Genomic DNA, 24,145 nt, shown 5'->3' on the forward strand with positions numbered 1-24,145 from the left:
GCAGATGGGCAGCACCAGCGTCATCGACAATTTCCTCTCGGTCTTCACGTCCTACATCGACAGCGGCTTTGGCCTGCTCGGCGGCGAGGTCGCCTTCATAGCTTCAACCCTCATCGTGATCGACGTGACGCTTGCGGCCCTGTTCTGGAGCTGGGGCGCTGACGACGACATCATGGCGCGGCTGGTGAAAAAGACGCTCTTCGTCGGGGTCTTTGCCTACCTGATTTCCAACTGGAACAGCCTCGCGAAGATCGTCTTCGACAGCTTCGCCGGACTCGGCCTGAAGGGCTCCGGAACCAGCTTCAGCACCGCCGATCTCCTGCGCCCCGGCAAGGTGGCGCAAACCGGACTCGACGCCGGACGGCCGCTGCTCGATTCCATCTCCGACCTCATGGGCTGGATCGCCTTCTTCGAGAATTTCATCCAGATCGCCTGCATGTTCTTCGCCTGGGTGCTGGTCATCCTCGCCTTCTTCATCCTGGCGATCCAGCTCTTCGTCACGCTGATCGAGTTCAAGCTGTCGACACTGGCCGGCTTCGTCCTGATCCCCTTCGGCCTGTTCGGAAAGACCGCGTTCATGGCCGAGCGGGTGCTCGGCAACGTGATCTCCTCCGGCATCAAGGTCCTGGTTCTCGCCGTCATCATCGGCATCGGCTCGACGTTGTTCTCGCAGTTCACCGCCGGCTTCGGCGGCGCGACGCCGACCATCGACCAGGCCATGGCGATCGTGCTCGCCGCGCTCTCCCTGCTCGGCCTCGGCATATTCGGCCCCGGCATCGCCAACGGCCTCGTCTCCGGCGGACCTCAACTCGGCGCGGGCGCCGCCGTAGGCACAGGGCTGGCGGTCGGAGGCGCAGCGCTCGCCGCAGGCGGCGGAGCCGTGCTGGCCGCCAAGGGCGGAGCGCTCGCTTTGTCTGGAGGTGCGGCCGCCGCGCGTGGCGGCGCTGCCGCCGCCGGCGCGGCTTCCTCGGCCTATACGCTCGGCTCGATGGGACAGTCCGGCATGTCGGGCATCGCCTCCGGTCTCGGCGGCGTGGCGCGCGCCGCCGGTTCGGGCGCTGCCTCGCCGCTGCGTCGCGGTCTCGCCCGCGCCGCTGAGAGCCTCAAGTCGAGCCACACCGGCGGCGTCAAGGGCGCTTTCGAAACGACGGGCGGCTCTTCGACCATGGGAACCGTCGGAGGTGGCGGGCAGGCCGCCAATGACGCCTCCGCCGGCGCTGCCGCGGCCGGATCTGTGAATACCCCGCCGGCCTGGGCGCAGCGCATGAAGCGCGGCCAGGCAATGAGCCATGGCGTTTCCGCGGCCGCCCACGCGGTCCGCTCCGGCGACAGCCACGGCTCCGGCTCTTCCGTCAATCTCTCCGAAAGCGACCGCTCATGAACCTCTTCCGACGACCCGCCACCCACTACGGCAAGACGCCGCAACCCGAGACCCCCTATCAGAAGGCTGCCCAGATATGGGACGAGCGTATCGGCTCCGCCCGCGTCCAGGCGCGCAACTGGCGCTTTATGGCTTTCGGATGCCTGGCGCTGTCGGCCGGCTTCGCCGCCGCTCTTGTCGTCCAGTCGGCGCGGGGCACCGTCGTTCCCTGGATCGTTCAGGTCGACAAGCTGGGACAGGCCCAGACCGTCGCCGCGGCAACCGCCGACTACCGTCCGACCGATCCGCAGATCGCATGGCATCTCGCCCGTTTCATCGAACAGGTCCGCTCCGTCCCGGCCGATCCGATCATCGTGCGGCAGAACTGGCTGCGCGCCTATGAATGGACGACGGACCGGGGCGCGGCCGCGCTCAACGACTATGCCCGCGTCAACGACCCCTTCACCAAGGTCGGCAAGCAGCAGGTTGCCGTCGAGGTTTCCTCGGTCATCCGCGCCTCGCCGGAGAGCTTCCGGATCGCGTGGATAGAGCGGCGCTATGAGAACGGCCAGCTTTCGACCACCGAGCGATGGACGGCAATTCTCACCATCGTCGTCCAGCCGCCCCGCGACGCCGAACGGCTCAAGGCCAATCCGCTCGGCATCTACGTCAATGCAATCAACTGGTCGCGGGAGTTGGGACAATGACGCCGCACTTCCGCAATGCCGCAAACCCGGCTTTCCGTAAATCCGTGATCACGGCTTTGCTGGTATCGACTGCGGTGCTCGGCGGATGTGCTTCTGCGAAGAAGCCGCCTGCAATCACCTACGATTCCGACGTCCCGCCGCTGCCGGCCGTACCGGCTGTGACGGACACCACGCCAAAGCCGCTCCACATCCCGCCCGCCTGGACGGTGAGCCGGGGCGGCGGCGGAGCCAGTACGCCGACCGCCCGTGTCGAGAACGCCAATCTCGCCGCCCGCGTCGAGCCGCGACGCGAGGGCTATTACAACGCTATCCAGGTCTATCCGTGGAGCGACGGCGCCCTCTATCAGATCTATGCCTCGCCCGGACAGATCACCAACATCGCGCTTGAGCCGGGTGAAAGCCTGACCGGCGCAGGCCCGATCGCCGCCGGCGACACAGCACGCTGGATCATCGGCGACACCGAGAGCGGCTCCGGCGAGACGCGGCGCGTGCATGTGCTGGTGAAACCGTCGCGCGCGGAAATCTCGACCAATCTCGTCATCACCACCGACCGGCGCACCTACATGATCGAGCTGCGCTCGCGCGAGAAACCCTACATGCCGTCCGTCGCCTGGTCCTATCCGCGCGCCCGCGGAGGCTCGGCGCAGGCGATACCGACAACGCCGGTTATCCCGGCCGTGGCGGCGCGGAACTATCGCTATGGCTTCGCATCCGGCGACAATCCGCCGTGGAAGCCGGTCTCCGTCTATGACGACGGGCGGCGCGTCTACATCGAGTTTCCGCGCGGCATCGTCCAGGGCGAATTGCCGCCGATCTTCGTGATCGGCCCCGAAGGCGAGGCCCAGATCGCCAATACGCGCACCTATCGCAACGTGCTGATCGTCGATCGCCTGTTCGGCGCGGCCGAGCTGCGGCTTGGCGGGGGCAAGCGTCAGCAGACCGTCAGGATCGAACGCATCGACGGCTCCTCGCGCGCAACGAATGTCCGCCAGGACAAGGGAGGGCAGTCGTCATGACAGACACCGGAAACAACAATGCTGCCCCGATGCGCCTTCGCGCCGAAGCCCCGCGCGTCACGCGCCTATCGCGCAAGGCGCTGGCCGGAGCCGGCCTCATCGTTTCGCTCGGTATCGGCGGCGCGCTGATCTATGCGCTCCAGACCCGCGATCGCGGCGCGGATGGCGAGGAACTCTATTCGACCGAGAACCGGGCGACGGCCGATGGGCTCGCCGGCCTTCCACGCGACTATACCGGGCCGGTCCTCGGCCCGGCACTGCCCGGCGATCTCGGCCGGCCGATCCTCAGCGCGCAGAACGAGGGCAAGCCCGTCGTTCCGCCCACCGTCCCCGATCCAACCGTGGATCAGGAAGAGCAGCGGCGGCGCGCCGAGGAGGAAGCCGCACGCACGAGCCGCGTCTTTTTCCAGACCGAGACACGCACGAACCCAACCGCAGGCGCGGATTCGGCCGCCGGCGCAGGTCTGCCCAATCTCGCCGGGCTCGGCCTCGGCGGAAATACCGCGCAGGACCGGCAGAACGCCTTCCTCAACGCCGCCGTCGATCGCCGGACCACCACGACCGACCGCGTCATGGCTCCGGCATCGCCCTTCGTGCTTCAGGCGGGCGCGGTCATCCCGGCAGCACTGATCACCGGCATCCGCTCCGACCTTCCCGGCCAGATCACCGCGCAGGTCACGGAAAGCATCTATGACAGCCCGACCGGCCGCGTTCTCCTCGTGCCGCAGGGCACGCGCATCATCGGTCAGTACGACAACAGCGTGCAGTTCGGCCAAAGGAGGGTCTTGTTGGTCTGGAACCGGCTGATCTTCCCCAATGGTCGCTCGATCGTGCTGGAGCGCCAGCCCGGCGCGGACAGCCAAGGCTATGCCGGGCTAGAGGATGGTGTCGACTACCACTGGTGGGATCTCGCCAAGGCGGCCGGGCTCTCCACCCTGCTTGCCGTCGGCGCCGAACTCGCGACGAGCGACGAGGACCGCCTGATCCGCGCGATCCGCGACGGCTCGCAGGATACGATCAATCAGGCGGGCCAGCAGATCATCCAGCGGCAATTGCAGGTCGCCCCCACGCTGACCATCCGGCCGGGCTTCCCGGTCCGGATGATCGTGACCCGCGATCTGGTCCTCGAACCCTACAGGGGATGATCCATGACCAAGCTGAAACTCGGTCCGCTCGCCAACGACAAGCCGGTCAAGGTCACGCTTGAGCTGCCGGCTGCGCTCGCCGATGACCTTGCCACCTACGCGCAGATATTGGGGCGGGACACCGGCCAGCCGGTCGCCGATCCGATGAAGCTCATCGTGCCCATGCTGGAGCGCTTCATCGCCACCGACCGCGGGTTCGCCAAGGCCCGCCGCTCGGTCACGCCTGATCGTCGCTGATCGGGCGAGTCCCGAACCGTTTCGCCGACAGGTTGCGGGCGAGGCTCAGCATCCGGCGCAGCGCCGGATTGTCGTTGCGTTGCGACCAGACCGCGCAGAACGGCAGTTCTTCCGTCACCAGAAGCCGATACGCCACGCCCCGGAATCTGGTCCCCGTCGTGGCCTCGCTGGTGAGCGAGATACCTTTTCCCAGAGCCACCAACTGCATCAGCGTGTCCCGGTTATAGACCGGGCACTGCTCGACGCTCGGATGGTGGCCCAGCTCGGCGAGATGCTTGACGAGATAGTCGTGGATCTCGGGACCAGGCTCCGCCTCGCTGACGATGAAATGCCGGTCGCGCAGGTCGGCCCATTCGATCTCCTCCCTTGCCACAAGCTCATGCTTTTCCGGCAGGACGACGAACACGCGCTCGGCCCACAGCCGCGTCACCTCACATCCCGCGACGTGCGGCTCGCCCGTCAGGAAGGCGATGTCGATCTCGTGGTGCCGGACAGCGGCCTTGTGGTCGGCAGGCGTGCCTTCGATGAATCTCGTGCGAACACCGGGATGCTCCCCTGCGTATCGCTCCAGCAGATCGGCGATGAAGCCCGAGGCGAGGGACGAGAATATGCCGATGCGTAGCACGCCCTTTTCGGCGCGGCCCGCAGCTCTCACTTCCTTCACGGCCAGATCGATTTCCGCGATCGCCCTCCGAGCGTGCGTCAGGAACTTCCGTCCCGCCTCGGTGATGACCACCCCCCGCTGATATCGAATGAACAGCGCCGCACCGGCCTGATCCTCCAGATCGCGGATGCGGCGGCTGACCGCCGATTCTCGAACGCCGACCGCTATCGCCGCCTGTCGGAAGCTGCCATGCTCGGCCGCTGCAATCACATAGTGGAGTTGCCGCATCTGGATTTCAGGCTCGCGGTCACGTCTGAGCAATCACCTCTACCTCCGCATGCGTCACCCATTCGAGGGGGCATCGTGCAGATTCCAACGGTGACAAGGTCAAGCCCACTTGTCGGGAAATTTACGTGATTTTGCGGTGCCTTCGAATAGCTTTCAAATTTCTTACGCGGGCCGGTTGACAATAAACACTTGAACATGTATTCAAGTGTTTAGACTGAACGCAACCACTGGACCGACCTATGGCAGACCACTCTCACTCCCACAGCGACCACCACGGCCACGATCATGATCACTCACACGTACCGACCGTAACGAAGGAAAACGAGCGCAAGATCCTCATTTCCTTCTTCATCATCTTCATCTTCATGGTCGTCGAGGCAGTCGGCGGTGTGATCTCCGGTTCGCTCGCGCTGCTTGCCGATGCGGGACATATGCTGACCGACGCCATCGCGCTCGGTCTCGCCTACGTTGCCTTCCGCCTCGGCCGCCGCGTCGCCGACAGCCAGCGCACCTTCGGCTATGCCCGCTTCGAGGTGATTGCGGGCCTCATCAACGCCCTTACCCTGTTCGGCATCGTCGCCTGGATCGTCTACGAGGCCATCGAGCGCTTCCAAGAGCCGCAGCCGGTCATGGCCGGTTCGATGTTCGTCGTCGCCATCATCGGCATGCTCGTGAACCTCTTCGTCCTCTGGTATCTGACGCGCGGCGACTCCGATCACGTCAATGTCAAGGGCGCCGTGCTGCATGTCATGGGCGATCTGCTCGGCTCGGTCGGCGCGATCATTGCCGCCATCGTCATCTGGTACACTGGCTGGACCCCGATCGATCCCATCCTGTCGGTGTTCGTGTCGCTGCTGATCCTGCGCAGCGCCTGGAGCCTGCTCAGGAACACGCTGCATATCCTGCTCGAAGGTGCGCCCGACAACGCCGGCGCGGAGAAGATCTCCGAGCATCTTCGAAAGACCGTTCCCGGCATCCAGAGCGTCCACCACGTCCATGTCTGGTCGCTGACTTCCGGCCGTGTGCTGGCAACCCTTCAGGTGCAGCCGATGGAAGGCGTCGATGTGCGCACCGTCATGCAGCAAGTCGACCACGAGCTGAAGACGCAGTTCAAGATCGAGCACCCGACGATCGGGATCGACTGGGACGGCGTGGCCAGTTGCACCCTGGAGGAGCCGAGCAAGGCGGCTGTGTCCCACGCAGGGCATTCGCACTGACCGTCCACTCTTCATGGGTTCACTCGGAAAGCTGGAAAGGAAAACCGTTGAACAAGGCAGATCCCCTTTCGACCCAGGAGTTGAACTTCCTATCCGAAACATTCCGCCTGCTGGGTGACCCCAGCAGGCTAAGGATTCTCCTCCATTGCGAGGAAGGCCCGAAGTCGGTCACCGATATCTCCGAAACGCTTGAGCTGTCGCAGTCGCTCGTCAGCCACCACCTGCGACTGCTTCGCGGCGCGCGGCTGGTAACGCGGGTCCGACATTCGAAGCAGATGTTCTACGAAATCTCCGATCAGCATGTGGGCGACGTCCTGCTCGATATGCTCTCCCATGTCCGTGAGGAACGAGAAGGCGTCGCCGAACGCGACGCCAGCGTTCAACACTCCTGATCGTCGTGAGCACGGAAAACGATGACAGAGTTGCGACGCGGCAAACAAAGCATCGGAGCCGCGCTGAACGAAGGATTCTCGACGATGAGAGGGGCCGCAAATTGCATCGACTTCTTCGGTGGCCGTCTTGAAACTCTGGCCGATGAGGAAGGCGGAGCGCTGCACCGGGTGAAGATGACAACTACGTTTACGCTATAGCACTCTAAACGAGCGTTAGTCGCATCCGCCTCGGCGTTTCATCCAGCGTTCGTTCCCTCACGCATTGCTATGGGTTCGAGACGATCCGGAAGCCGAGGTCCGTATGATGTTCAGGATGGCTACTGTGCGTCACCAAGCTCAACCGGGCTGATGGTGATCTTTCTCTCAAAGCGTCCAGGCAGGCCATTTGGCCATATAGTTTTCTCAATCCTTATTCGATGGCCTGCCTCAACAATGACGCTGTCATCTCCGGTGGGCAATTGAATCGACCGCCAGCGTTTGCATCAGGGTCGTCAACGGAAGCCCGTATCCGCGGCGTCATCCAGATCGGCCCGGCCGAGGCGACAGCCCGGCCGTCCGACCGCACCATCACCGCCATCGCCGAGGACGGCATCTATCGACCCTGGAACAGGCGAAATTCGAGGGCCGCGTTCCCGGTGGCGACTATGAGGGCTATGTCGATGCCCATGTTCGTCGGCTGGAGGCATTGCGCCGCGCCGGGATCGTCGAGCGCATCGACGCCGACCAATGGCGCATCCCCAATGATCTGGTTAGCCGCGCCGCCGACTACGATGCCGGCCGAGACCGGCAGGCCAGTGTTCGCGTCCTGTCACCCATCAATCTGGAAAGGCAGATACATTCGGACGGCGCGACGTGGCTGGACCGGCGATTGATCCACAGCGAAACCGCCGATATTGCGCCGGCCGGTTTCGGCCAGCAGGTGCGCGAGGCCATGGACCAGCGCCGCGAGCATCATATCGAGCAAGGCGACGCTACCCGAGCACGGAATGGCCGCATCTTCTACCGGAGCAGCCTTCTCGCCACCCTGCGCGAGCGCGAGGTTGCCCGTGTTGGCGGGGAGATGGCCGAGAGCAAGGGCCTGCCTTTCCGTGCCGCCACGGACGGCGAGAACATCAGCGGCAAATTCACCGGCACCGTGCAGCTATCGAGCGGCAAGTTCGCCGTGGTCGAGCAGTCCCACGAGTTTACCTTGGTCCCATGGCGGCCGGTCATAGACCGACAGCTCGGTCGCGAGGTTATGGGCGTCGTTCAGGGCGGATCGGTGTCGTGGCAGCTAGGGCGGCAACGAGGGATTATGTTGTGATGATGGTTCGCCCTTGCGAATCAGATAAGTGTGCGCTTATCTATTGTTATGATCCCGAACGACATATTCAAAGCTCTGGCCGATCCGACACGCCGCGCGATTTTCGAGAAGCTGGCGTCCGGCAGCATGAACGCCGTCACACTGCGGCAGGGTATGGAAATTAGTCAGCCGGCGATGTCGCAACATCTCTCTGTCCTGCGCAACGCCAAGCTGGTGCGGGAAGAACGTCAGGGCCGCTTTGTGAACTATGAGGTCGATCCAGAGGGGCTGGCACTCATCGCGGAATGGCTGGCGAAGTATCGGGCCTATTGGCCTGCGAGAATTGACGCTTTGAAGAGCTTACTAAGGGACATGGACCAATGAGCGACACGGAGGCAAAGAAGCCCAAGGATAATCTCGTCGTGGAATATGAAATCGACGCTCCCCCTGAAATGGTTTGGCGGGCGATTAGTATTCCAGAGCTTCGAGAAAAATGGCTGCCTGAAAAAGACTTGGCCGATGCTGTCCCGATCTCGGCAGAACCGGGAGAGGAAGTCCGCTATCGGATGCGCGAAGAAGAATCGCCTTTCCTCGAAAGCATTGTGACGTTCCAAGTCGGTCCCAATGTCTATGGCGGCACGAGGTTGAGGATCATCCATCATCTTGTGGACGCCCGATCCGTTCGGCGAACACCCCCTGCCGCGAACAACAATTGGCCCGTGCTTATGCTCGCAGCATAGCACCTCAAACAACACATCAAAATCTAGAAGACAGGAGTTCGCCTATGCGCGAAGCGATGCAACTCGTCCCTATGGTCATCGAGCAATCCAGCCGTGGCGAACGCTCTTTCGACATCTATTCCCGCCTTCTGCGCGAGAGGATCATTTTCCTGAACGGTGAGGTCAACGACACCGTTTCCGCGCTCGTCTGCGCGCAGCTACTGTTTCTGGAAGCCGAGAATCCCAAGAAGCCAATTCAGCTATACATCAATTCTCCCGGTGGCGTCGTTACCAGCGGGCTCGCCATGTATGACACCATGCGATACATCCGCGCTCCGGTGCATACTCTTTGTATGGGGACGGCCCGCTCGATGGGGTCATTCCTGCTGATGGCCGGCGAACCCGGCGAACGCGCGGCATTGCCGAACGCCAGCATCCTGATTCACCAACCATCAGGCGGATTCCAAGGGCAGGCGTCGGATATGCTGATCCATGCCGAGGAGATCCTGAAAACCAAGCAGCGCATGACCCGGCTCTACGCGGAGCATTGCAAACGCAGTTATGAAGAGTTCGAACAAGCCATGGACCGCGACCGCTTCATGACGGTGGAAGAAGCGTTGGAATGGGGTTTGATCGATCGCGTCTTGACGGAGCGCGAAACCGGCGCGGCCTCGGAAGTTGCTGGATGAGTTAGCGCCAATTGGATGAGGACTGTCACTTCGCTCTAAGCTCTCAAATTTTCAGCAACGAAGTCGGCCCGCTGCTCGATTCCCACCAGCGGCAGCTCGACTATCTGATAGCCAAGCCTGCCATAAGTCTCAGCCATGACCATACCGGTCGCCTCGGCCTCTTGCCTGTCCTGTTTGCGCTCAGTGTCTTGCGTGAAGATGGCATCCCAATACGGGGCGAGAAAAACCCGCTTGTTGTAAGGGTAGGTTTTGGCCGCCGTCTCGAAATGAGCAGGCACAGGCAGGCCGCAGAGTGTGAGATAACCAACAACATCCGGCATACCACGGTCCATCAAGACAAGCGCGTCACTTGCAAGTGCCTCCTGATAAGAACGCAGTTCCCAGCCCAACATGAGTTCGGCGAAGAGTGCGCGATCCGCCCAAGGCAAAGCTTTACCGCCGATCCTGATCTGGTCTCGAATGATCGCCCTGCCGGCCTCGGGCATGGTGCGGAAGCCGCGCTGGGCCATGGCATCGATCAGACTGCTTTTGCCGGAACCGGGGCCACCGGTTACGACGATCATGTGTTCAGTATTTGCCATCAGATTCCATCCGCATTTAACGTGATTATCTTGAATTCGAGGAATGAAGCGTAGCCGGGATCGTCATCCGTTCCGACTGGCGCTGCGGAGTGTTTCGATGCCGATTTAGCGAACAGCAGCTGGCTCTACGTCACAAAGATTGGATAGAGCGAGACAACCAGCAGCGCTGCCATGGTGAGATTGAAGGCGCGCAGCTTCGCAGGCTCCGTAAGAAGCCGGCGGAGGCCAACACCGAACGCCGCCCAGATGCCGACGCAGGGTGCGTTGATCGCTGCCATCAGCAGTGCAGCTGCGGCGACGGACGACAACGAGGGAGAGCCCGGAAGATAGGTGGCGACGGCACCGAGCGCCATGACCCATGCCTTGGGGTTGACCCATTGGAACGCAGCAGCGCCAATGAAGCCCAAGGGTCTGGCAGCCGATCTTTCTGCATTCTCCGGTGCTGCGGCCCCGGCGATCTTCCATGCCAGATACAGAAGATAGGCGCCGCCAACCCATCGCAGGATGGTGTTGAGCATGGGATACGCCTCGAAAATCACTCCAAGGCCCATCCCCATGATGACGATCATCGCGGCGAAACCAATGCTGATGCCCGCAATATGTGGCAATGTCCGCCGAATGCCGAAATTAACACCGGATGCCAGCACCATCATGTTGTTCGGTCCGGGCGTGACCGATGTTACGGCTGTATAGAGACACAGCGCCAGAAATGCTTGCAACCCGGACAAGTCGGGCGAGGTTAGCTGTGAAACATCTGTCATGACTTGACGCGATCCGCGACATCAAAGGGAAGTTTTTGGCGCGACTGGCACCAATGCTTCGACCGGCCGCCATCCCCCATTTTCATAATCCGCTTCATTGTTGAGGCTTCAGAAATCGGCCAACCATTGTCGTGACCAGTTTGCGGCTCTCCTCGAAGTCAAGGTCCGCTGTCATCAACGGCAGCATCGGCGCGGCATCAAGGACCGCCACCAGAACCGCGCTGGTGTGCTTAGGGTCAAGGCCGGAATCGACTTCGCCACGCGCCTGACCTGCGGTCAGCGCTTCTGCCAGCAATGTTCGAACACCATCAGTGTTCTGTTTGAGGATGGCCCTGATTCTTTCGTTACGCCCCGCTTCTGCCAGCAACTCGAACAGAATGCGGCAATGACCGAGATCGTCCCACCCCTTCATGCTCCACAATTCCGATAGCAGAACAGTCGCCGTCTGTTCGTCCTCGGGGTGGCCGCTGAAATGGCTGTGGAGACTGGCAAGGTAATCATCCGCCATCTGCTCAATGATAGCGTCCTTGCTGGGGAAGTAGTGATAGAGGTGGCCGGGGCTCATCGCCGCTTCTTTGCAGATCATCGAAATCGACGCGCCCTGCAGACCATGGCGCAGGAAGCACCTATGCGCCGCTGCGAGAATCTCCTGCCTTCTGCCTTCATGCTGCTCGGGAACGCGCTTGCGGACCATGGGGCCTCCATAAACATAGAATGATCGCTCTAATATAGCTTGACCACACGTCGATCATAACTAGAGTGAGCATTCAATCTATGTCGGAACGGCTGGTTGGTCCAGTCCTATGCTGCCTCAGCCGGTCCGATTTCCAAGATGCGAGGCCACATGAACAGACCCCTTCCGATCATAGCGACCAGCCTGGCTTGGCTGCTGGCAGCTTTCTTTCTCTTCGGCGCTTACGGCAACATCTTCATCTCAGAGGAAAATGCGGCGGCCTATGTGGCTTGGGGTTACCCCGACTGGTTCCACTACATCACCGCCATTCTCGAACTGGCGGCTGGGCTGATGCTGATCCGCGCTGGCTCGCGGCCCTATGGAGCCGGCCTTGGCGCGCTCGTGATGGCCGCTGCTTCCCTCACGACACTGCTGAACGCTGATTACGGCCATGCGGTCGCTCCCAGCATTGTCCTGCTCGTCTCGCTAGTCGTGTTGGGGCTGTCCTTGGCCGTCCGGCGCGCAGCCAACTGAACTTCCCCCTTTCGGAGAATCCCCGATGAATAGCTCACCAACCCCGGCCGGTTCGGCCGATCCCGCAAATGCGCCTGCGGCGCATCTGGACGGATGGTCCGATCTTCTGTCCGGCCGCCACCTCGCCATTGTTCTGGTCATGGCAAGCGGCGTGCTGCTCTATGCCATGAACCTCTATTTCACCGCCGCACTGATGCCCTCCATCGTCGCGGATATTGGCGGGCAGCAATATTATGCGTGGGTGACGACTGCGTTCGTTATCTCGGCAATCGTAGCCTCGCTGTTCGTCAGCCGCATTCTCGACTGGAAGGGGCCGGCGCTTGCCTATGTTACGGCGTTCGTCGTCTTCGCTCTCGGCGCAGCGGCCAATGCCGCCAGCCCAACGATGGAACCGCTGATCGTCGGTCGCGTCGTGCAAGGACTTGGCGGCGGTTTGCTGGCAGGACTCGGCTATGCGGTAATTCGTGCAGCACTTCCCGAACGCCATTGGGCGCGGGCAACCGGCGTCGTGTCGGCCATGTGGGGCTTGGGGACGCTGTTCGGGCCGGCGCTTGGCGGCGTGTTCGCAGAACTGGGCCTCTGGCGCTGGTCCTACGGTGCGCTGGCGGTCGTTTCGCTGCTGTTCGGAATCATCGCTCAACGCGCGTTCGGCCGCATGGCTGGATCGGGGCATCGTTCACCTGTTCCCGTCGCCTCCCTCATTCCGCTTGTGCTTGCGACCATCGCTATCAGCCTCAGCGCCATCGTGCCGATAGGCTGGCCAACGCTGGCAATGGTCGGAATTGGCATCGTGCTGCTCTGGCTCTTCGTCGTCGTGGAGCGGCGAGCAAAAGAGACCATCCTTCCGCACATCACCTATCGGCGTGGCAACTCCCTGAAATGGGTCTATCTCACGGTCGCTGCCCTGAGCGCGGGCGTGATGGTGGAGAACTTCATCCCCCTGTTTGGTCAGCAACTGGCGGGCCTTTCGCCGCTGATCGCCGGTTTCCTTGGCGCAGTTCTTTCGCTGGCATGGGTCATCGCCCAGCTCTTCATTGTTTCGGTCAAGAGTGAGAGCGGCCGCCGCCGCGCCATCCGCGTCGGCCCACTGCTGTTGACGGCTGGGCTGATCGCTTATGGACTTCTACAAGTGTTCGGTGCCGATATCGGGATGGTGCTGATTTGGGCGGCTGTCCTCGCGCTTGCCGGCGTCGGCATCGGACTGGCGTGGCCGCTGCTCGGTGTTGCAGCGATGAGCAGCACACATGATCCCGCCGAAGGAGGCAAGGCTGCTGCTGCGATCACCATCACACAGCTTATTGCTTTCTCGATCACTTCCGCACTCGCTGGCACGCTGATGGCGGCAGGCGGGGAATCTGCGGTGGATTCCGCACGCTATGTTACGCTCGGCATCGCGCTTCTTACCCTGTTGGGCATCTTCGCCGCTGGCGTGGCAACGAGAAAGTAGCCAGCCACCATGCGACGGCGGCGTCTGAAAGATGGTCCAAGGCTACGAGATCGGCACGGTGGCGTCGTCGCTGGGATTTGAAAGGCAGGCTTCTCTCACCGCCATGTTCAAGCGCTGGCTCGGGACGACGCCGACGGCTTATCGACGATCATGGGGTTGAGGCGACGCCGGCGGCAGGCTCGTTACAATATCCTCTCCAGGGGGATAGGATATCTGGATGAGCGAACAATCCGATGCCCACAGATCCCACGCCGCGATCACAATGCGCCTCAAGCGTGCGGACGGCCATTTGCGCGGGATCGTCGAGATGATCGAAGCTGGTCGGCCATGCCTCGATATCGCGCAGCAGCTTCACGCGGTCGAAAAGGCCATCGCACAAGCCAAGCGGACGCTGATTCAGAACCACCTCGACCACTGTCTCGACGACGTGGTCGGGCCGCTTGTTAAGGACGATCGTCGTTCGATCGACGAATTCAAGGAAATAACCAAGTACTTGTGAGGTTCCTATGTTGCAGGTTCTTGGAAACCGCACCTATCGCCACCTCTTCCTGGCACAGGTTATCGCGCTTATCGGAACAGGGCTTGCCACGATCGCGCTGGGGCTATTGGCCTATGATCTCGCCGGTCCCGATGCGGATGCGGTGCTGGGAACGGCGCTCGCCATCAAGATGGTCGCCTATGTGGGGGTGGCCCCTATCGCAGCGACCTTCGCGGAGCGCCTGGGCGCCGCGTTTGGCCTCCCGATCACCTTCGTTGCGCTGGGGCTGCTGGCCGCCGCCGCCGTATCGGCCGCTGCGGTCCTCTGGCCCGCGGCCGATCCCGACGAACTCGACCATATGCATGACACGCTCGAGGCGAGCCATCCGCATCTGTCCGATGCGGCTGCCGCCGATGGCGGATATCGGCACCGCCATGCCTTCGTCATCGACCGCCATCATACAAGATGGCCGGCTTCGCCGCGCGATCGCGGGGCCGGTGCTTGAGCACACTGGCGGCCTGCTTGGGCCTGTTCCTCACCGCCTTCTTTGCTGCCACCCTGCTGCCGATGCAGTCGGAAGCCGCGCTGATCGGGCTGCTGCTGGCCGATTCTTTCGCGGCCTGGGCATTGGTCGCCGCAGCGAGCCTTGGCAACGTGGCCGGCTCGGTCGTCAACTGGATCATCGGCGCGGCGTCGAGTGTTTCCGTAACCGGCGCTGGTTCCCGGTGTCGGAAGCCGGTCTCCAGCGGGCGCGGCGTTGGTATCGCCGCTATGGGAAATGGTCGTTGCTGCTAAGCTGGATGCCGGTCATCGGCGATCCGCTAACCCTCGCGGCCGGGATCATGAAGGAGCCGCTACCCGTCTTTCTCCTCCTAGTTGGCGTCGCCAAGCTCGGGCGATATCTGGTTCTGGCGGCGGCGACGGCGTGCGTGATGTAGAGTCTTTATCGCCGCCGCTACACTAGAGACGATTTCGAATGCTCGTCATCTTGTCGATCTCCTCACGCTGAGCTGCCATGATTTCGTCGCACAGCGTTTTCAGTTCCGAGTCGGCAAGCTTCGCCTCGCGGCACATCAGGATCGCGCCGGAATGGTGCGGGATCATCGAATCGATGAACTGGCGATCATCGATCAGGGTCTGGCTCCGCGTCGCCCAGAAGGAACCGGCGGTCAGCAGCGCGAAGACGACGTAAAGGGCGATATTCGCGCTCCGGTTCGGGAACATGCCCGGCATTGTCGCCAGCATGAAGATGCCCATCGGCGCCCACATGGTTATCGCCATGTAAAGCATGTTCAGATTATTCCGGAAGTCGCCCCAGCCGTCGATCATCGAAAACATCACGACATACATCACAATGAGGCAGAGGATCATGTTGATCCAGAACATCAGATAGGGACGGCCATGGGAGCCCCTCGAATGCCCGCCATGAGATGTGTGGTCGCTCGCCATTTGATCGTCCTTTCGCGGTTGTCAGTGTCCAATGCCCATCGGCTTGAAGATCATCCAGACCGCCATGCCGATCATCATGAGGTTCTCGGTGAGCGACACGAAGCCGAGCGGCACGTTGCTGTCGCCTCCGACGCAGGCGCATTTCAGCTCGCGCTTGTCGATATAGACCGCCTTGAACACTGAGACCGCGCCGATGCCGCCGATGAACAGCGCGACGGGGATCGACACCCACATCAGGGCGCCAGCCATCATCAGGACGCCGGCGAGCGCCTCCGCGAAGGGATAGATGTAGGCATATCGGACCCACCGCTGCGCCAGAAGGTCGTAGTTCAGGAACATGGTCGCGAAGCCTTCCACGTCCTTCAGCTTCTGAAGGGCAAGAAGACACATCGCGATGGCGATGAACCATTCGGCCGCCTGGACCGTCGCGAGGTTGCCGAACGCCGCCCAGCTCGCGGCCAATGCCATCAGCGCTGCCATCGCGAACAGCGCGATCACCGGCTTGTAGGTGACGGTGTCCTTGTCCTTGACCTTGCCGCCGAAGAACCGGACGAGATCATCGTAGCCGCCGATCCGCTTGCCGCCTATGAAGGTCTGTGGCGTTGACTGAACATTGTGCTTTGCTTTGAAAGCATCCGTCTCGGCGCGAGTCGTCAGATGGTGATCATCGACCTCGTAGCCTTCGCGCTTGAGGAGATCGAGCGCCTTCAGCCCGTAGGGACACGTATGGTTTTCCATCACCATTCGATGAAGTTCGGCGCGTTTGGCAGCATGGGTCGCCATTGTCTGATCCCTTCGATCTATAGTTTCGCCTTTGCGAACACCTCGACCAGCTCGTTGAACTTTGCTCTTTGCAGGTCGCCATCGCCCGAGGCGATCGCCTCCTCGACGCAGCAGGCGGCATGCGATCGCAGCACCTGGTTCTCCACCTTCGAGAGGGCGGCCTTGACCGCGTGGATCTGGTTGAGAATGTCGATGCAGTATCGCTCGTCCTCCACCATCTGACCGACGCCGCGAACCTGGCCGGCGATCCGGTTGAGTGACGCAATGATCTGCTTCGAGTTTTTATTGCACATCCAGCTACCCCTACCCGGTATGGGTATATATACGTTTCAGGAAAGGTTTCGTTCCCGCAAAACCCAAAAGTTTTGCCGGCATGTCAACGTCGAAGCAAATAATTGTGGGAGTTCCCATGGACGATACTGCAACTGTCCGGCGCAACATCACCGTGCTGACCGCCGCTCAGGCGCTCGGCGGATCGAGCGCGCCAATCGTCATGTCGCTCGGCGGCCTGGTCGGCCAGCAGCTCGCCGACAACCCCGCATGGGTGACGCTGCCGGTCAGCCTGTTCGGCGTCGGCCTGGCGATCGGCACGCTGCCCGCCGCGTTCGTCATGCGCGCTTGGGGACGCCGGAGCGGTTACTTGTTCGGCGCCTTCTTCGGCCTCGCGGCGGGTCTCATCGCAGCACTTGGTATCTTTGTGGCATCGTTTCTGCTGTTCTGCGTTGGCTGCTTTACCGCCGGTCTCTACGGCTCCTACGTTCAAAGCTATCGCTTCGCCGCCGCCGACGCTGCCGAAGGCGCGTTGAAGGCACGCGCAATCTCCTGGGTGATGGTCGGCGGACTGATCGCGGCTGTCATCGGTCCCCAGCTCGTCATCTGGACACGCGATTCCTTCCCCGGCACGCCCTATGTCGGCAGCTTTCTCAGCCAGGCGGCGCTTCCGCTGTTGTCCATCCCGATTCTGTTGATGCTACGCGCGCCGCAATCTGGTTCGCAATCCGAGTCCGAAAGCTCCGGCCGTTCCCTGATTCAGATCCTGATGATGCCCCGCTACATGCTCGCCGTCGCAGCCGGCGTCGTCTCCTACGGCCTCATGGCTTTCGTCATGACGGCGGCTCCGATCGCGATGGTCAACACCGGCCATTCGGTCAACAGTGCAGCACTCGGAATCCAGTGGCATCTACTGGCGATGTTCGCGCCAAGTTTCGTCACCGGCCGTCTCATGACACGCTTCGGCAAGGAGCGGGTCACCGCTGCGGGGATGCTGCTCATCGCCGTCTCGGCCGTGGTCGCACTGGCCGGGCTTGAGCTGATCAATTTCTGGGGATCTCTCGCCATCATGGGGCTCGGCTGGAATTTCAGCTTCATCGGCGCGACGGCTATGGTCACGGACTGCCATACGCCGGGCGAGCGCGCCAAGGCGCAGGGCGCGAACGACTTCATGGTCTTCGGCACGACCGCCGCCGTATCGTTTCTGGCTGGCAGCGTCCTGCACAACTCGGGCTGGGCGGCGATCAACTGGCTGTTGTTTCCGCCGGTCGCCTTGATCCTCGTGCCGCTGCTCTGGCAGGCGGCGCGCAAACCCCAAGCCTGAAACGACAAGTCCCCGCCATATCTGGCAGGGACGAAAACATCAGGCCGCTTCGGTTAGGCGAACGGGCCGAGTGTTACTCTACTGCACGGAACGAGTAATCGCACCGCTGCGCGGCTGGACCGTGAGGTCCTCATCGTCCTGATCGGTTTCCAGACGCTGGAGGATCGGGCAATGCGGGCGATGGTCGCCCGTGCAGGCTTTCACCAGCATCGTGAGCGTGTGCGCCATGTCCTGCAAGTCCGCGATCTTCTTCTCCAGCGCGTCGATGTGGCCCTGCGCCAGACGCTTGACCTCCGCGCTCTGCCGCGACTCGTCGCGCCAGAGGCCGAGGAGATCGCCGATCTCGGCCACCGAGAAGCCGAGATCACGCGCGCGCCGGATGAAGCGCAGCATGTGAACGTCCGTGTCCGAATAGTCGCGATAGCCGGAAGACGTCCGATCGGCGGCCGGAATGAGGCCGGTATGTTCGTAGTAGCGGATCATCTTGGCCGAGACGCCGGACGCTTTCGAAGCTTGTCCGATATTCATGCGTTTTCTCCCGTAAGGTACGACAGCCGACCCCGAATATAGGGTCGGCTGCTTCGGTTCATTAGGTTGGGACCTTGAAGGTCTTGAGCCGCAACGCATTGCCGAGCACGAAGACGCTCGACAGGGCCATGGCGCCGGCGGCGAAGACCGGCGACAGCAGGATGCCGTAGGCCGGATAGAGCGCGCCGGCGGCGACCGGGATCAGGGCCGTGTTGTAGGCGAAGGCCCAGAACAGGTTCTGCCGGATGTTTCCGATCGTCGCCTTCGACAGTGCGATGGCGTTCGGCACCCCGGTCAGGCTGCCCGACATCAGCACCACGTCCGCCGCCTCGATGGCGATATCCGTGCCGGTGCCGATGGCGAGGCCCACATCCGCCTCGGCGAGCGCCGGAGCGTCGTTGATGCCGTCGCCGACGAAGGCGACCTTACCGTGCTCGGCCTTGAGGCGACGGATCGCCTCGACCTTGCCGTCCGGCAGCACTTCCGCCACCACCTCGTCGATGCCGAGACGCGCGGCGATGGCCTTGGCCGTCCGCCGGTTGTCGCCGGTGATCATCGCGACTTTCAGCCCGAGATCGTGCAGCGCCTTGATCGCGGCCGGCGTCGTCGCCTTGATCGGGTCGGCCACGGCAATGATCGTCGCGAGCCTGCCCTCGATCGCGGCATAGAGCGGCGACTTGCCCTCGTTGCCGAGCCGTTCGGCCACGACGGCGAAGCCCGCCACGTCATGGCCAAGCTCGACCATGTAGCGGTCCGCGCCGATCTCGATACGCTTGCCGTCGACCACGGCCTTCACGCCGAAGCCGGTTACCGATTCGAAACCAGACACGGCGGGAAGCGCGATGCCTTCCGCCTCGGCCGCTTCCACGATGGCGCGGGCGATCGGGTGTTCTGACTTGGCTTCGACGGCCGCGATTAGACCCAGCACGGTCGCACGGTCAAAGCCGGCGGCCAGTTCGAGGTCGGTCAGGGCGGGCTTGCCCTCGGTCAGCGTGCCGGTCTTGTCGACGGCCACGACCCTGGCGTCCTTCAGCAGTTGCAGCGCTTCACCCTTGCGGAAGAGTACGCCCAGCTCCGCGCCCCGGCCGGTGCCGACCATGATCGAGGTCGGCGTAGCCAGACCCATGGCGCAGGGGCAGGCGATGATCAGCACGGCGACCGCATTGACCAGCGCGAAGGTGAGCGCCGGCGACGGCCCGAAATAGAGCCATGCCGCGAAGGTCAGAGCCGCGACGGCGAAGACAGCCGGCACGAAATACATCGTCACCTTGTCGACCAGCGCTTGGATCGGCAGCTTCGAGCCTTGTGCTTCCTCAACCATGCGGATGATCTGCGACAGCACGGTGTTGCCGCCGACCGCCGTGGCGCGGATCGCGAAGGCGCCCTTCTGGTTCACGGTGCCGGCGACGACCTCGCTACGATTCGTCTTGGAAACCGGGATCGGTTCGCCGGTGATCATGGATTCATCGACATAGCTTTCGCCCTCGATGACCTCGCCATCGACCGGGATACGGTCGCCGGGACGGACCTCCACGATGTCACCCGACAGCACGGAGTCGATCGGAAGATCGACCGTCTTGCCGTCACGGCGGACGCGCGCCGTCTTGGCCTGAAGGCCGACCAGACGCTTGATCGCTTCCGAGGTACGCCCCTTGGCGCGGGCTTCGAGCAGCCGGCCGAGCAGGATCAGCGTGACGATGACCGCGGCGGCTTCATAATAGACGTTGATCGTCCCTGCGGGCAGGAAGCCCGGCGCGAAGGTCGCGACCAGCGAATAGCCGTAAGCCGCGAGCGAGCCGACTGCCACCAGCGAGTTCATGTCCGGCGCCAGACGCCAGAGGGCGGGAAGCCCCTTGTCATAGAAGCGGATGCCCGGCACGAACAGCACCAGCGTCGTCAGCACGAACTGGAGATACCAACTGTTCGTCATGCCGATGGTGGATTCGATCACGCCATGCACGCCCGGAATGAGGTGCGAGCCCATTTCCAAAAGGAAGACCGGAGCGGTCAGCACCGCCGCGATGGTGAAGTCGCGGGTCAGCTCGCGGCGTTCGGCTTCCTTCTTCTCTGCGCGGTCATTCGTCTCGGCCTGGCTCGATCCGGTTGCCGCCGAGATGACCTTGGCGTCGTAGCCCGCATTCTCGATGGCCGCAATCACGGCTGCCGTGTCTGCGGTTCCCTGGATCGTGGCCTTCTCGGTCGCGAGGTTGACGACGGCGCTGGTGACGCCCGGCACGGCCTTCAGGGCCTTCTCGACACGACCCACGCAGGAGGCGCAGGTCATGCCCTCGATCGCGACTTCAAGCGAGGCGGCCGCTTGTGCGGCAGGGCTCTCCGAAACCTCATAGCCGACATCCTCGATGGCCTTGACGAGCGTAGCGCGATCGACGGGAGCATTCGTCGTGATGCTTGCCTTTTCGGTCGCCAGGTTGACGACCGCATCGGCAACGCCGGGGACGGCCTTGAGGGCTCGTTCGACACGACCGACGCAGGAGGCGCAGGTCATGCCTTCTATTGACAGGGAAATTGCCGCGTTCCTGGTGTCCGCAGCTCGAACGGGGGCATTCATAGCCGCCTCCTTTTCTCGTTCCGAAATTCACGTTCGGACGGAAAATGAGGCTTCCAACCATGGGAAGGTCAATAGCGCATTTTCTTTTTTTTGGCCCTTGACCTTACCACGGTTGGAAGCACCACCTTGGGCGACATGAGATCAAAACAAGGAGAAGTCTCATGGACCTCAAAATTGAAAACATGACCTGCGGCGGTTGCGCCAAGTCCGTCACCAAGGCGATCCAGTCGGTGGACTCCGCAGCCAAGATCGAGACGAATCCCGCCGCGCGCGCCGTCAAGGTCGAGACGACCGCCACGCCGTCCGCGATCTTGCAGGTTCTGGAAGAAGCCGGCTATCCGGCGACCTCAAACTGAACGGGAGCGAGACCATGAACAAGCTCACTCCGATCTTCATCGCAGGGGCCATCGCTATCGCCGGCGGCCTGGCATTCGCTCAAACCCAAATGAAAACGGACAACAACACGATGCAAGGTCACGACATGTCAGGCATGCAGACGCCAGGATCGGACACGCCGTCGACGAAGGCATACGAGACCGCCATGGATGCCATGATGAAGGACATGATGGTGCCCTATACCGGCGACGCCGACGTGGACTTTATGCGCGGTATGATCCCGCACCATCAGGGCGCGATCGACATGGCGAAGGTCGTGCTCCAGTACGGCAAGGACCCCGAGGTCCGCAAACTCGCCGAAGAGGTGGTCAAGGCCCAGGAGGGCGAGATCGCCATGATGAAGAAGTGGCTCGCCGACCGAGGCAAGTAACCAGTGTCGCCTGGAACCGCCGTGGTGTGTCACCAAAAAAGACGCTCGGCGGCGGACGCGGCGAGCGGGTGGGAGCGGACCACCCTGGATGAACGCAAGCCGAGGGTGCGGATGATGTTGTCTTGCACGGCGTTTTGACGGCGATGCAACGGCTGTTCATCGCTCTGCTCATGCTCCTTTCCTTCGCCAGCGTGGCGTTGACCGTTCCGGCGCTCGGTGCTCGCATGGCCAGTAACTCCCACGTAATGATTTCGGAACACGGATCGCAGCATCCGGCCGCGGATACCGCTGCCGTGCCGTGCCAGGAACATCGAATCTGCAACGGAAACAATGCCTTCTGTTATGCCCTATGCTCAGGCATGACGCACTGGCTTGCGCCTAAGGCGCCGACAAATGCCACCGCTCCTACCGCAGCGATCTGGAGCATTACCGAGATGCCGGACCTCGCCGGCATCGGCCCCGCACGCAACGAACGCCCTCCCAACGACGGTCTTGCTGAACGCAAGTGGCCTGCCTAGTCGCACGCCGATCTGAATTCAGAGGGAGCATAGTCCTCCCAGGAGACCGAAAATGAAGCTTATCTCACGCCGCAGCTTTCTCGCCGCAGGCGCTGCCACGCTATCCGCAGCAGCTCTACCGCGCTTCGCCAACGCCCAAAGCGCGATGGCCCTCAGCGCTGCAACGCGCGTGCTGGACGTCGACGGGCGCGCCGCCACAGTCTTCGGCCTTGAAGGGTCGAGCGGGCAAGGATTGGTTCTCGACCCCGGACAACGCTTTCGCGTCGACCTGGCCAATCGTCTCGATGTGCCGACCCTGATCCATTGGCACGGCCAGATCCCGCCCAACGAGCAGGACGGCGTTCCGGACGTGCCGCGCCCGATGCTGCAACCCGGAGAAACGCGCTCCTATGACTATGAGCCGCTTCCCGGCACCTACTGGATGCACGCGCATATCCCGCTTCAAGAAATGAACCTTCTCGCCGCGGCCTTGATCGTGCGCAGCGCCGAAGACGTGAAGGCCGACCGCCAGGAGGTCGTGATGTTCCTTCATGATTTCTCGTTCAAGACGCCCGAAGAGGTCATGCAGGAGATCACCGGCGGACATGGTGGCGGCCATGATATGAGCGCGATGGGAGGCCAATCCGATCCCGGCGCGTCGATGGACCATTCCGGCATGAAGATGGATATGTCCTCGATGCAGGGCATGGCCGTGGACCTGAACGACTACGATTGGGACGCCTACCTCACCAACGACCGCACCTTGTCCGATCCGCAGATCGTCAGGGTCGAGAAGGGCGGACGGATAAAGCTTCGGGTGATCAACGGCGCTTCGGCCACCGTCTTCTGGATCGATACCGGCGAGCTTTCGGCGCGCCTCGTAGCTGTCGACGGCCATGCCGTGCAACCGCTTGAGGGCAAACGGTTCGGCGTCGCCATGGGCCAGCGTCTCGATCTTGAGCTGGAGCTTGCCGGAGATGGAGCCTGGCCTGTGCTGGCGTTGCGCGAGGGCGCAAAGGAGCGCACCGGGCTGATCCTCGCAACGCCGGGCGCGACTATTCAGAAGGTTCCCGCACTCGGCGACGCGGATACGCCTGCATTCGACATCGAGCTTTCGCAAGAGCAGAGGCTGCGGGCGACGGACAATCTGCCGCCGCGTGCCGCGCAACGCACCCAGATGGTCATGCTAGGCGGCTCAATGCAGCCCTACCTCTGGACCATCGACGGCAAGGTCTGGGGAGAGCACAAGCCGATTGTCGCAACGACTGGCGAGCGCGTCGAGATCATGTTCCACAATATGTCGATGATGGGCCATCCGATGCACCTGCACGGCCACGTTTTTCAGGTCGTGGAGATCAACGGCAAGCGGTTCGAAGGCGCGCGGCGCGACACCGTCTATGTTCCTCCGATGGGCATGGTGACGGTGGCGCTCGATGCTGGCGAGGCGGCGCGCTGGATGCTGCATTGCCACCACATGCCGCACCTTCAAACTGGCATGATGACCGAGTTCAGCGTATCAGCGTGATAGGGCGCCTGCGCCGCGAGGGATCGCGGCGCAGGCTTGCTCGATAGCGCTCCCGACTATCTTCACAGCTTCGTGCGCGTGGGGGGGGCGCGCACATCGACTGCTCTCGGGAAACGCGATCAAGCAGCTCTCGCAGTTGGGCCTCGTCCACTCCGTCCGCCGACATCACAGCGCGGACAATCGGATCGGAAAGAAGCTCTGCAACGGTCGGCTTCGGGCGGCGCCCGGTATGGCTGCTCATAACTCTCGGTCTCCTTTGCCCGCTCTGGCGAGCTGCTCTCCCCCATTTCGCCCGCGACTTGCC

Annotated in this window: 29 protein-coding genes and 2 pseudogenes; 22 read left to right on the forward strand and 9 right to left on the reverse strand. The window is 62.5% G+C overall.

Going from position 1 to position 24,145, the window contains the following annotated elements; translation table 11 throughout:
- Positions 1-4: 4 nt before the first annotated feature.
- From trbL to EGT36_RS24275, 5 genes are read left to right on the forward strand one after another with little or no spacing between them, the layout of a single operon-like run.
- On the forward strand, positions 5-1,381 hold the full coding sequence (trbL, locus tag EGT36_RS24255; protein ID WP_003500129.1) for a P-type conjugative transfer protein TrbL: 1,377 nt from the start codon (positions 5-7) through the stop codon (positions 1,379-1,381).
- Entirely contained in the window at positions 1,378-2,067 is a 690-nt protein-coding gene (gene trbF, locus EGT36_RS24260; protein ID WP_003500130.1) for a conjugal transfer protein TrbF, read from the forward strand. The genes trbL and trbF overlap by 4 nt, the downstream gene beginning before the upstream one ends.
- On the forward strand, positions 2,064-3,083 hold the full coding sequence (gene trbG / locus EGT36_RS24265; protein ID WP_003500131.1) for a P-type conjugative transfer protein TrbG: 1,020 nt from the start codon (positions 2,064-2,066) through the stop codon (positions 3,081-3,083). The genes trbF and trbG overlap by 4 nt, the downstream gene beginning before the upstream one ends.
- A complete protein-coding gene (locus EGT36_RS24270; RefSeq protein WP_024899643.1) occupies positions 3,080-4,228 on the forward strand; it encodes a TraB/TrbI/VirB10 family type IV secretion system protein in 1,149 nt (382 codons plus the stop codon). The genes trbG and EGT36_RS24270 overlap by 4 nt, the downstream gene beginning before the upstream one ends.
- Positions 4,229-4,231: 3 nt before the next feature.
- Positions 4,232-4,465 carry a DUF2274 domain-containing protein gene (locus EGT36_RS24275; protein ID WP_003500135.1) on the forward strand — a complete coding sequence of 78 codons (234 nt, stop codon included), beginning with the start codon at positions 4,232-4,234 and terminating at the stop codon, positions 4,463-4,465.
- On the opposite strand, the gene EGT36_RS24280 is transcribed toward EGT36_RS24275, so the two are convergent.
- A complete protein-coding gene (locus tag EGT36_RS24280; protein ID WP_003500137.1) occupies positions 4,446-5,390 on the reverse strand; it encodes a LysR family transcriptional regulator in 945 nt (314 codons plus the stop codon). The genes EGT36_RS24275 and EGT36_RS24280 overlap by 20 nt on opposite strands.
- 206 nt (positions 5,391-5,596) lie before the next feature.
- On the opposite strand from EGT36_RS24280, the gene EGT36_RS24285 reads away from it, so the two are divergent.
- The 6 genes from EGT36_RS24285 to EGT36_RS24310 all read left to right on the forward strand — a co-directional run bounded on the left by EGT36_RS24285 (position 5,597) and on the right by EGT36_RS24310 (position 9,656).
- Positions 5,597-6,574, forward strand: a complete 978-nt coding sequence (locus EGT36_RS24285) for a cation diffusion facilitator family transporter (RefSeq protein WP_024899644.1) — start codon at positions 5,597-5,599, stop codon at positions 6,572-6,574.
- Between the two features lie 47 nt (positions 6,575-6,621).
- Complete coding sequence (locus EGT36_RS24290; protein ID WP_035243485.1) at positions 6,622-6,966, forward strand: ArsR/SmtB family transcription factor; 345 nt, start codon at positions 6,622-6,624, stop codon at positions 6,964-6,966.
- Between the two features lie 601 nt (positions 6,967-7,567).
- A complete protein-coding gene (locus EGT36_RS31160; protein WP_035243487.1) occupies positions 7,568-8,269 on the forward strand; it encodes a DUF3363 domain-containing protein in 702 nt (233 codons plus the stop codon).
- A gap of 48 nt (positions 8,270-8,317) precedes the next feature.
- Complete coding sequence (locus EGT36_RS24300; protein ID WP_003500156.1) at positions 8,318-8,632, forward strand: ArsR/SmtB family transcription factor; 315 nt, start codon at positions 8,318-8,320, stop codon at positions 8,630-8,632.
- The gene (locus tag EGT36_RS24305; protein ID WP_024899646.1) at positions 8,629-8,988 is read left to right on the forward strand and encodes an SRPBCC family protein; all 360 of its coding nucleotides are present in this window, start codon (positions 8,629-8,631) and stop codon (positions 8,986-8,988) included. Before EGT36_RS24300 ends, EGT36_RS24305 begins: the two co-directional genes overlap by 4 nt.
- Before the next feature lie 44 nt (positions 8,989-9,032).
- On the forward strand, positions 9,033-9,656 hold the full coding sequence (locus EGT36_RS24310; protein ID WP_024899647.1) for an ATP-dependent Clp protease proteolytic subunit: 624 nt from the start codon (positions 9,033-9,035) through the stop codon (positions 9,654-9,656).
- A gap of 35 nt (positions 9,657-9,691) precedes the next feature.
- Here the strand turns inward: EGT36_RS24310 and EGT36_RS24315 are convergent, their stop codons facing one another.
- From EGT36_RS24315 to EGT36_RS24325, 3 genes are all read right to left on the reverse strand, one after another.
- Positions 9,692-10,219, reverse strand: coding sequence for an AAA family ATPase (locus EGT36_RS24315; RefSeq protein ID WP_003500160.1), 528 nt, complete (start codon positions 10,217-10,219; stop codon positions 9,692-9,694).
- Between the two features lie 143 nt (positions 10,220-10,362).
- Positions 10,363-10,998 (reverse strand): LysE family translocator, encoded by a 636-nt coding sequence (locus EGT36_RS24320; protein WP_024899649.1) that lies wholly within the window; start codon positions 10,996-10,998, stop codon positions 10,363-10,365.
- Between the two features lie 94 nt (positions 10,999-11,092).
- Positions 11,093-11,692 (reverse strand): TetR/AcrR family transcriptional regulator, encoded by a 600-nt coding sequence (locus EGT36_RS24325; protein WP_003500170.1) that lies wholly within the window; start codon positions 11,690-11,692, stop codon positions 11,093-11,095.
- A gap of 150 nt (positions 11,693-11,842) precedes the next feature.
- On the opposite strand from EGT36_RS24325, the gene EGT36_RS24330 reads away from it, so the two are divergent.
- The 6 genes and pseudogenes from EGT36_RS24330 to EGT36_RS24355 all read left to right on the forward strand — a co-directional run bounded on the left by EGT36_RS24330 (position 11,843) and on the right by EGT36_RS24355 (position 15,068).
- Complete coding sequence (locus EGT36_RS24330) at positions 11,843-12,205, forward strand: DoxX family protein (RefSeq protein WP_003500172.1); 363 nt, start codon at positions 11,843-11,845, stop codon at positions 12,203-12,205.
- A gap of 25 nt (positions 12,206-12,230) precedes the next feature.
- Positions 12,231-13,652, forward strand: a complete 1,422-nt coding sequence (locus tag EGT36_RS24335) for an MFS transporter (RefSeq protein ID WP_003500174.1) — start codon at positions 12,231-12,233, stop codon at positions 13,650-13,652.
- A 31-nt stretch (positions 13,653-13,683) separates the two neighbouring features.
- Positions 13,684-13,812 (forward strand): helix-turn-helix domain-containing protein, encoded by a 129-nt coding sequence (locus EGT36_RS31375; protein ID WP_003500177.1) that lies wholly within the window; start codon positions 13,684-13,686, stop codon positions 13,810-13,812.
- 57 nt (positions 13,813-13,869) lie between these two features.
- Positions 13,870-14,151 (forward strand): metal-sensing transcriptional repressor, encoded by a 282-nt coding sequence (locus EGT36_RS24345; protein WP_024899650.1) that lies wholly within the window; start codon positions 13,870-13,872, stop codon positions 14,149-14,151.
- A 7-nt stretch (positions 14,152-14,158) separates the two neighbouring features.
- Positions 14,159-14,374: pseudogene (locus EGT36_RS24350) on the forward strand (MFS transporter); the annotation flags it as partial.
- Positions 14,375-14,631: 257 nt separating this feature from the next.
- A pseudogene (locus EGT36_RS24355) lies at positions 14,632-15,068 on the forward strand (YqaA family protein).
- 22 nt (positions 15,069-15,090) lie between these two features.
- Here the strand turns inward: EGT36_RS24355 and EGT36_RS24360 are convergent.
- From EGT36_RS24360 to EGT36_RS24370, 3 genes are read right to left on the reverse strand one after another with little or no spacing between them, the layout of a single operon-like run.
- The gene (locus tag EGT36_RS24360) at positions 15,091-15,579 is read right to left on the reverse strand and encodes a DUF305 domain-containing protein (RefSeq protein ID WP_024899651.1); all 489 of its coding nucleotides are present in this window, start codon (positions 15,577-15,579) and stop codon (positions 15,091-15,093) included.
- A 21-nt stretch (positions 15,580-15,600) separates the two neighbouring features.
- Positions 15,601-16,362: a glutaredoxin family protein gene (locus tag EGT36_RS24365; protein WP_003500183.1), complete on the reverse strand. Its 762-nt coding sequence runs from the start codon at positions 16,360-16,362 to the stop codon at positions 15,601-15,603.
- 17 nt (positions 16,363-16,379) lie between these two features.
- Positions 16,380-16,655: a metal-sensitive transcriptional regulator gene (locus EGT36_RS24370; RefSeq protein WP_003500186.1), complete on the reverse strand. Its 276-nt coding sequence runs from the start codon at positions 16,653-16,655 to the stop codon at positions 16,380-16,382.
- A 116-nt stretch (positions 16,656-16,771) separates the two neighbouring features.
- Here EGT36_RS24370 and EGT36_RS24375 point away from each other — a divergent pair, with 116 nt between their 5' ends.
- Entirely contained in the window at positions 16,772-17,956 is a 1,185-nt protein-coding gene (locus EGT36_RS24375) for an MFS transporter (protein ID WP_024899653.1), read from the forward strand.
- A 78-nt stretch (positions 17,957-18,034) separates the two neighbouring features.
- Here the strand turns inward: EGT36_RS24375 and cueR are convergent, their stop codons facing one another.
- Positions 18,035-18,484: a Cu(I)-responsive transcriptional regulator gene (gene cueR, locus EGT36_RS24380; RefSeq protein ID WP_003500188.1), complete on the reverse strand. Its 450-nt coding sequence runs from the start codon at positions 18,482-18,484 to the stop codon at positions 18,035-18,037.
- A gap of 61 nt (positions 18,485-18,545) precedes the next feature.
- Complete coding sequence (locus EGT36_RS24385; RefSeq protein ID WP_024899654.1) at positions 18,546-21,053, reverse strand: heavy metal translocating P-type ATPase; 2,508 nt, start codon at positions 21,051-21,053, stop codon at positions 18,546-18,548.
- 161 nt (positions 21,054-21,214) lie between these two features.
- On the opposite strand from EGT36_RS24385, the gene EGT36_RS24390 reads away from it, so the two are divergent.
- From EGT36_RS24390 to EGT36_RS24405, 4 genes are all read left to right on the forward strand, one after another.
- On the forward strand, positions 21,215-21,409 hold the full coding sequence (locus tag EGT36_RS24390) for a heavy-metal-associated domain-containing protein (protein ID WP_003500190.1): 195 nt from the start codon (positions 21,215-21,217) through the stop codon (positions 21,407-21,409).
- A 14-nt stretch (positions 21,410-21,423) separates the two neighbouring features.
- Complete coding sequence (gene copM / locus EGT36_RS24395; RefSeq protein ID WP_003500191.1) at positions 21,424-21,819, forward strand: CopM family metallochaperone; 396 nt, start codon at positions 21,424-21,426, stop codon at positions 21,817-21,819.
- Between the two features lie 122 nt (positions 21,820-21,941).
- Positions 21,942-22,337 carry a hypothetical protein gene (locus EGT36_RS24400; RefSeq protein WP_035243490.1) on the forward strand — a complete coding sequence of 132 codons (396 nt, stop codon included), beginning with the start codon at positions 21,942-21,944 and terminating at the stop codon, positions 22,335-22,337.
- Positions 22,338-22,389: 52 nt separating this feature from the next.
- Positions 22,390-23,841 carry a multicopper oxidase family protein gene (locus EGT36_RS24405; RefSeq protein ID WP_003500192.1) on the forward strand — a complete coding sequence of 484 codons (1,452 nt, stop codon included), beginning with the start codon at positions 22,390-22,392 and terminating at the stop codon, positions 23,839-23,841.
- Positions 23,842-24,145 lie beyond the last annotated feature (304 nt).

Source organism: Agrobacterium sp. FDAARGOS_525, from assembly GCF_003938925.1.
In the GTDB taxonomy this organism is placed as follows: domain Bacteria; phylum Pseudomonadota; class Alphaproteobacteria; order Rhizobiales; family Rhizobiaceae; genus Agrobacterium; species Agrobacterium pusense.

What these genes read in the sequence shown, in the direction of transcription:
- trbL (WP_003500129.1), top strand. Translation starts at nt 5, where the DNA reads ATGGGCAGCACCAGCGTCATCGACAATTTCCTCTCGGTCTTCACGTCC.
- trbF (WP_003500130.1), top strand. Translation starts at nt 1,378, where the DNA reads ATGAACCTCTTCCGACGACCCGCCACCCACTACGGCAAGACGCCGCAA.
- trbG (WP_003500131.1), top strand. Translation starts at nt 2,064, where the DNA reads ATGACGCCGCACTTCCGCAATGCCGCAAACCCGGCTTTCCGTAAATCC.
- EGT36_RS24270 (WP_024899643.1), top strand. Translation starts at nt 3,080, where the DNA reads ATGACAGACACCGGAAACAACAATGCTGCCCCGATGCGCCTTCGCGCC.
- EGT36_RS24275 (WP_003500135.1), top strand. Translation starts at nt 4,232, where the DNA reads ATGACCAAGCTGAAACTCGGTCCGCTCGCCAACGACAAGCCGGTCAAG.
- EGT36_RS24285 (WP_024899644.1), top strand. Translation starts at nt 5,597, where the DNA reads ATGGCAGACCACTCTCACTCCCACAGCGACCACCACGGCCACGATCAT.
- EGT36_RS24300 (WP_003500156.1), top strand. Translation starts at nt 8,318, where the DNA reads ATGATCCCGAACGACATATTCAAAGCTCTGGCCGATCCGACACGCCGC.
- EGT36_RS24305 (WP_024899646.1), top strand. Translation starts at nt 8,629, where the DNA reads ATGAGCGACACGGAGGCAAAGAAGCCCAAGGATAATCTCGTCGTGGAA.
- EGT36_RS24310 (WP_024899647.1), top strand. Translation starts at nt 9,033, where the DNA reads ATGCGCGAAGCGATGCAACTCGTCCCTATGGTCATCGAGCAATCCAGC.
- EGT36_RS24315 (WP_003500160.1), bottom strand. Translation starts at nt 10,219, where the DNA reads ATGATCGTCGTAACCGGTGGCCCCGGTTCCGGCAAAAGCAGTCTGATC.
- EGT36_RS24320 (WP_024899649.1), bottom strand. Translation starts at nt 10,998, where the DNA reads ATGACAGATGTTTCACAGCTAACCTCGCCCGACTTGTCCGGGTTGCAA.
- EGT36_RS24325 (WP_003500170.1), bottom strand. Translation starts at nt 11,692, where the DNA reads ATGGTCCGCAAGCGCGTTCCCGAGCAGCATGAAGGCAGAAGGCAGGAG.
- EGT36_RS24330 (WP_003500172.1), top strand. Translation starts at nt 11,843, where the DNA reads ATGAACAGACCCCTTCCGATCATAGCGACCAGCCTGGCTTGGCTGCTG.
- EGT36_RS24335 (WP_003500174.1), top strand. Translation starts at nt 12,231, where the DNA reads ATGAATAGCTCACCAACCCCGGCCGGTTCGGCCGATCCCGCAAATGCG.
- EGT36_RS31375 (WP_003500177.1), top strand. Translation starts at nt 13,684, where the DNA reads ATGGTCCAAGGCTACGAGATCGGCACGGTGGCGTCGTCGCTGGGATTT.
- EGT36_RS24345 (WP_024899650.1), top strand. Translation starts at nt 13,870, where the DNA reads ATGAGCGAACAATCCGATGCCCACAGATCCCACGCCGCGATCACAATG.
- EGT36_RS24360 (WP_024899651.1), bottom strand. Translation starts at nt 15,579, where the DNA reads ATGGCGAGCGACCACACATCTCATGGCGGGCATTCGAGGGGCTCCCAT.
- EGT36_RS24365 (WP_003500183.1), bottom strand. Translation starts at nt 16,362, where the DNA reads ATGGCGACCCATGCTGCCAAACGCGCCGAACTTCATCGAATGGTGATG.
- EGT36_RS24370 (WP_003500186.1), bottom strand. Translation starts at nt 16,655, where the DNA reads ATGTGCAATAAAAACTCGAAGCAGATCATTGCGTCACTCAACCGGATC.
- EGT36_RS24375 (WP_024899653.1), top strand. Translation starts at nt 16,772, where the DNA reads ATGGACGATACTGCAACTGTCCGGCGCAACATCACCGTGCTGACCGCC.
- cueR (WP_003500188.1), bottom strand. Translation starts at nt 18,484, where the DNA reads ATGAATATCGGACAAGCTTCGAAAGCGTCCGGCGTCTCGGCCAAGATG.
- EGT36_RS24385 (WP_024899654.1), bottom strand. Translation starts at nt 21,053, where the DNA reads ATGAATGCCCCCGTTCGAGCTGCGGACACCAGGAACGCGGCAATTTCC.
- EGT36_RS24390 (WP_003500190.1), top strand. Translation starts at nt 21,215, where the DNA reads ATGGACCTCAAAATTGAAAACATGACCTGCGGCGGTTGCGCCAAGTCC.
- copM (WP_003500191.1), top strand. Translation starts at nt 21,424, where the DNA reads ATGAACAAGCTCACTCCGATCTTCATCGCAGGGGCCATCGCTATCGCC.
- EGT36_RS24405 (WP_003500192.1), top strand. Translation starts at nt 22,390, where the DNA reads ATGAAGCTTATCTCACGCCGCAGCTTTCTCGCCGCAGGCGCTGCCACG.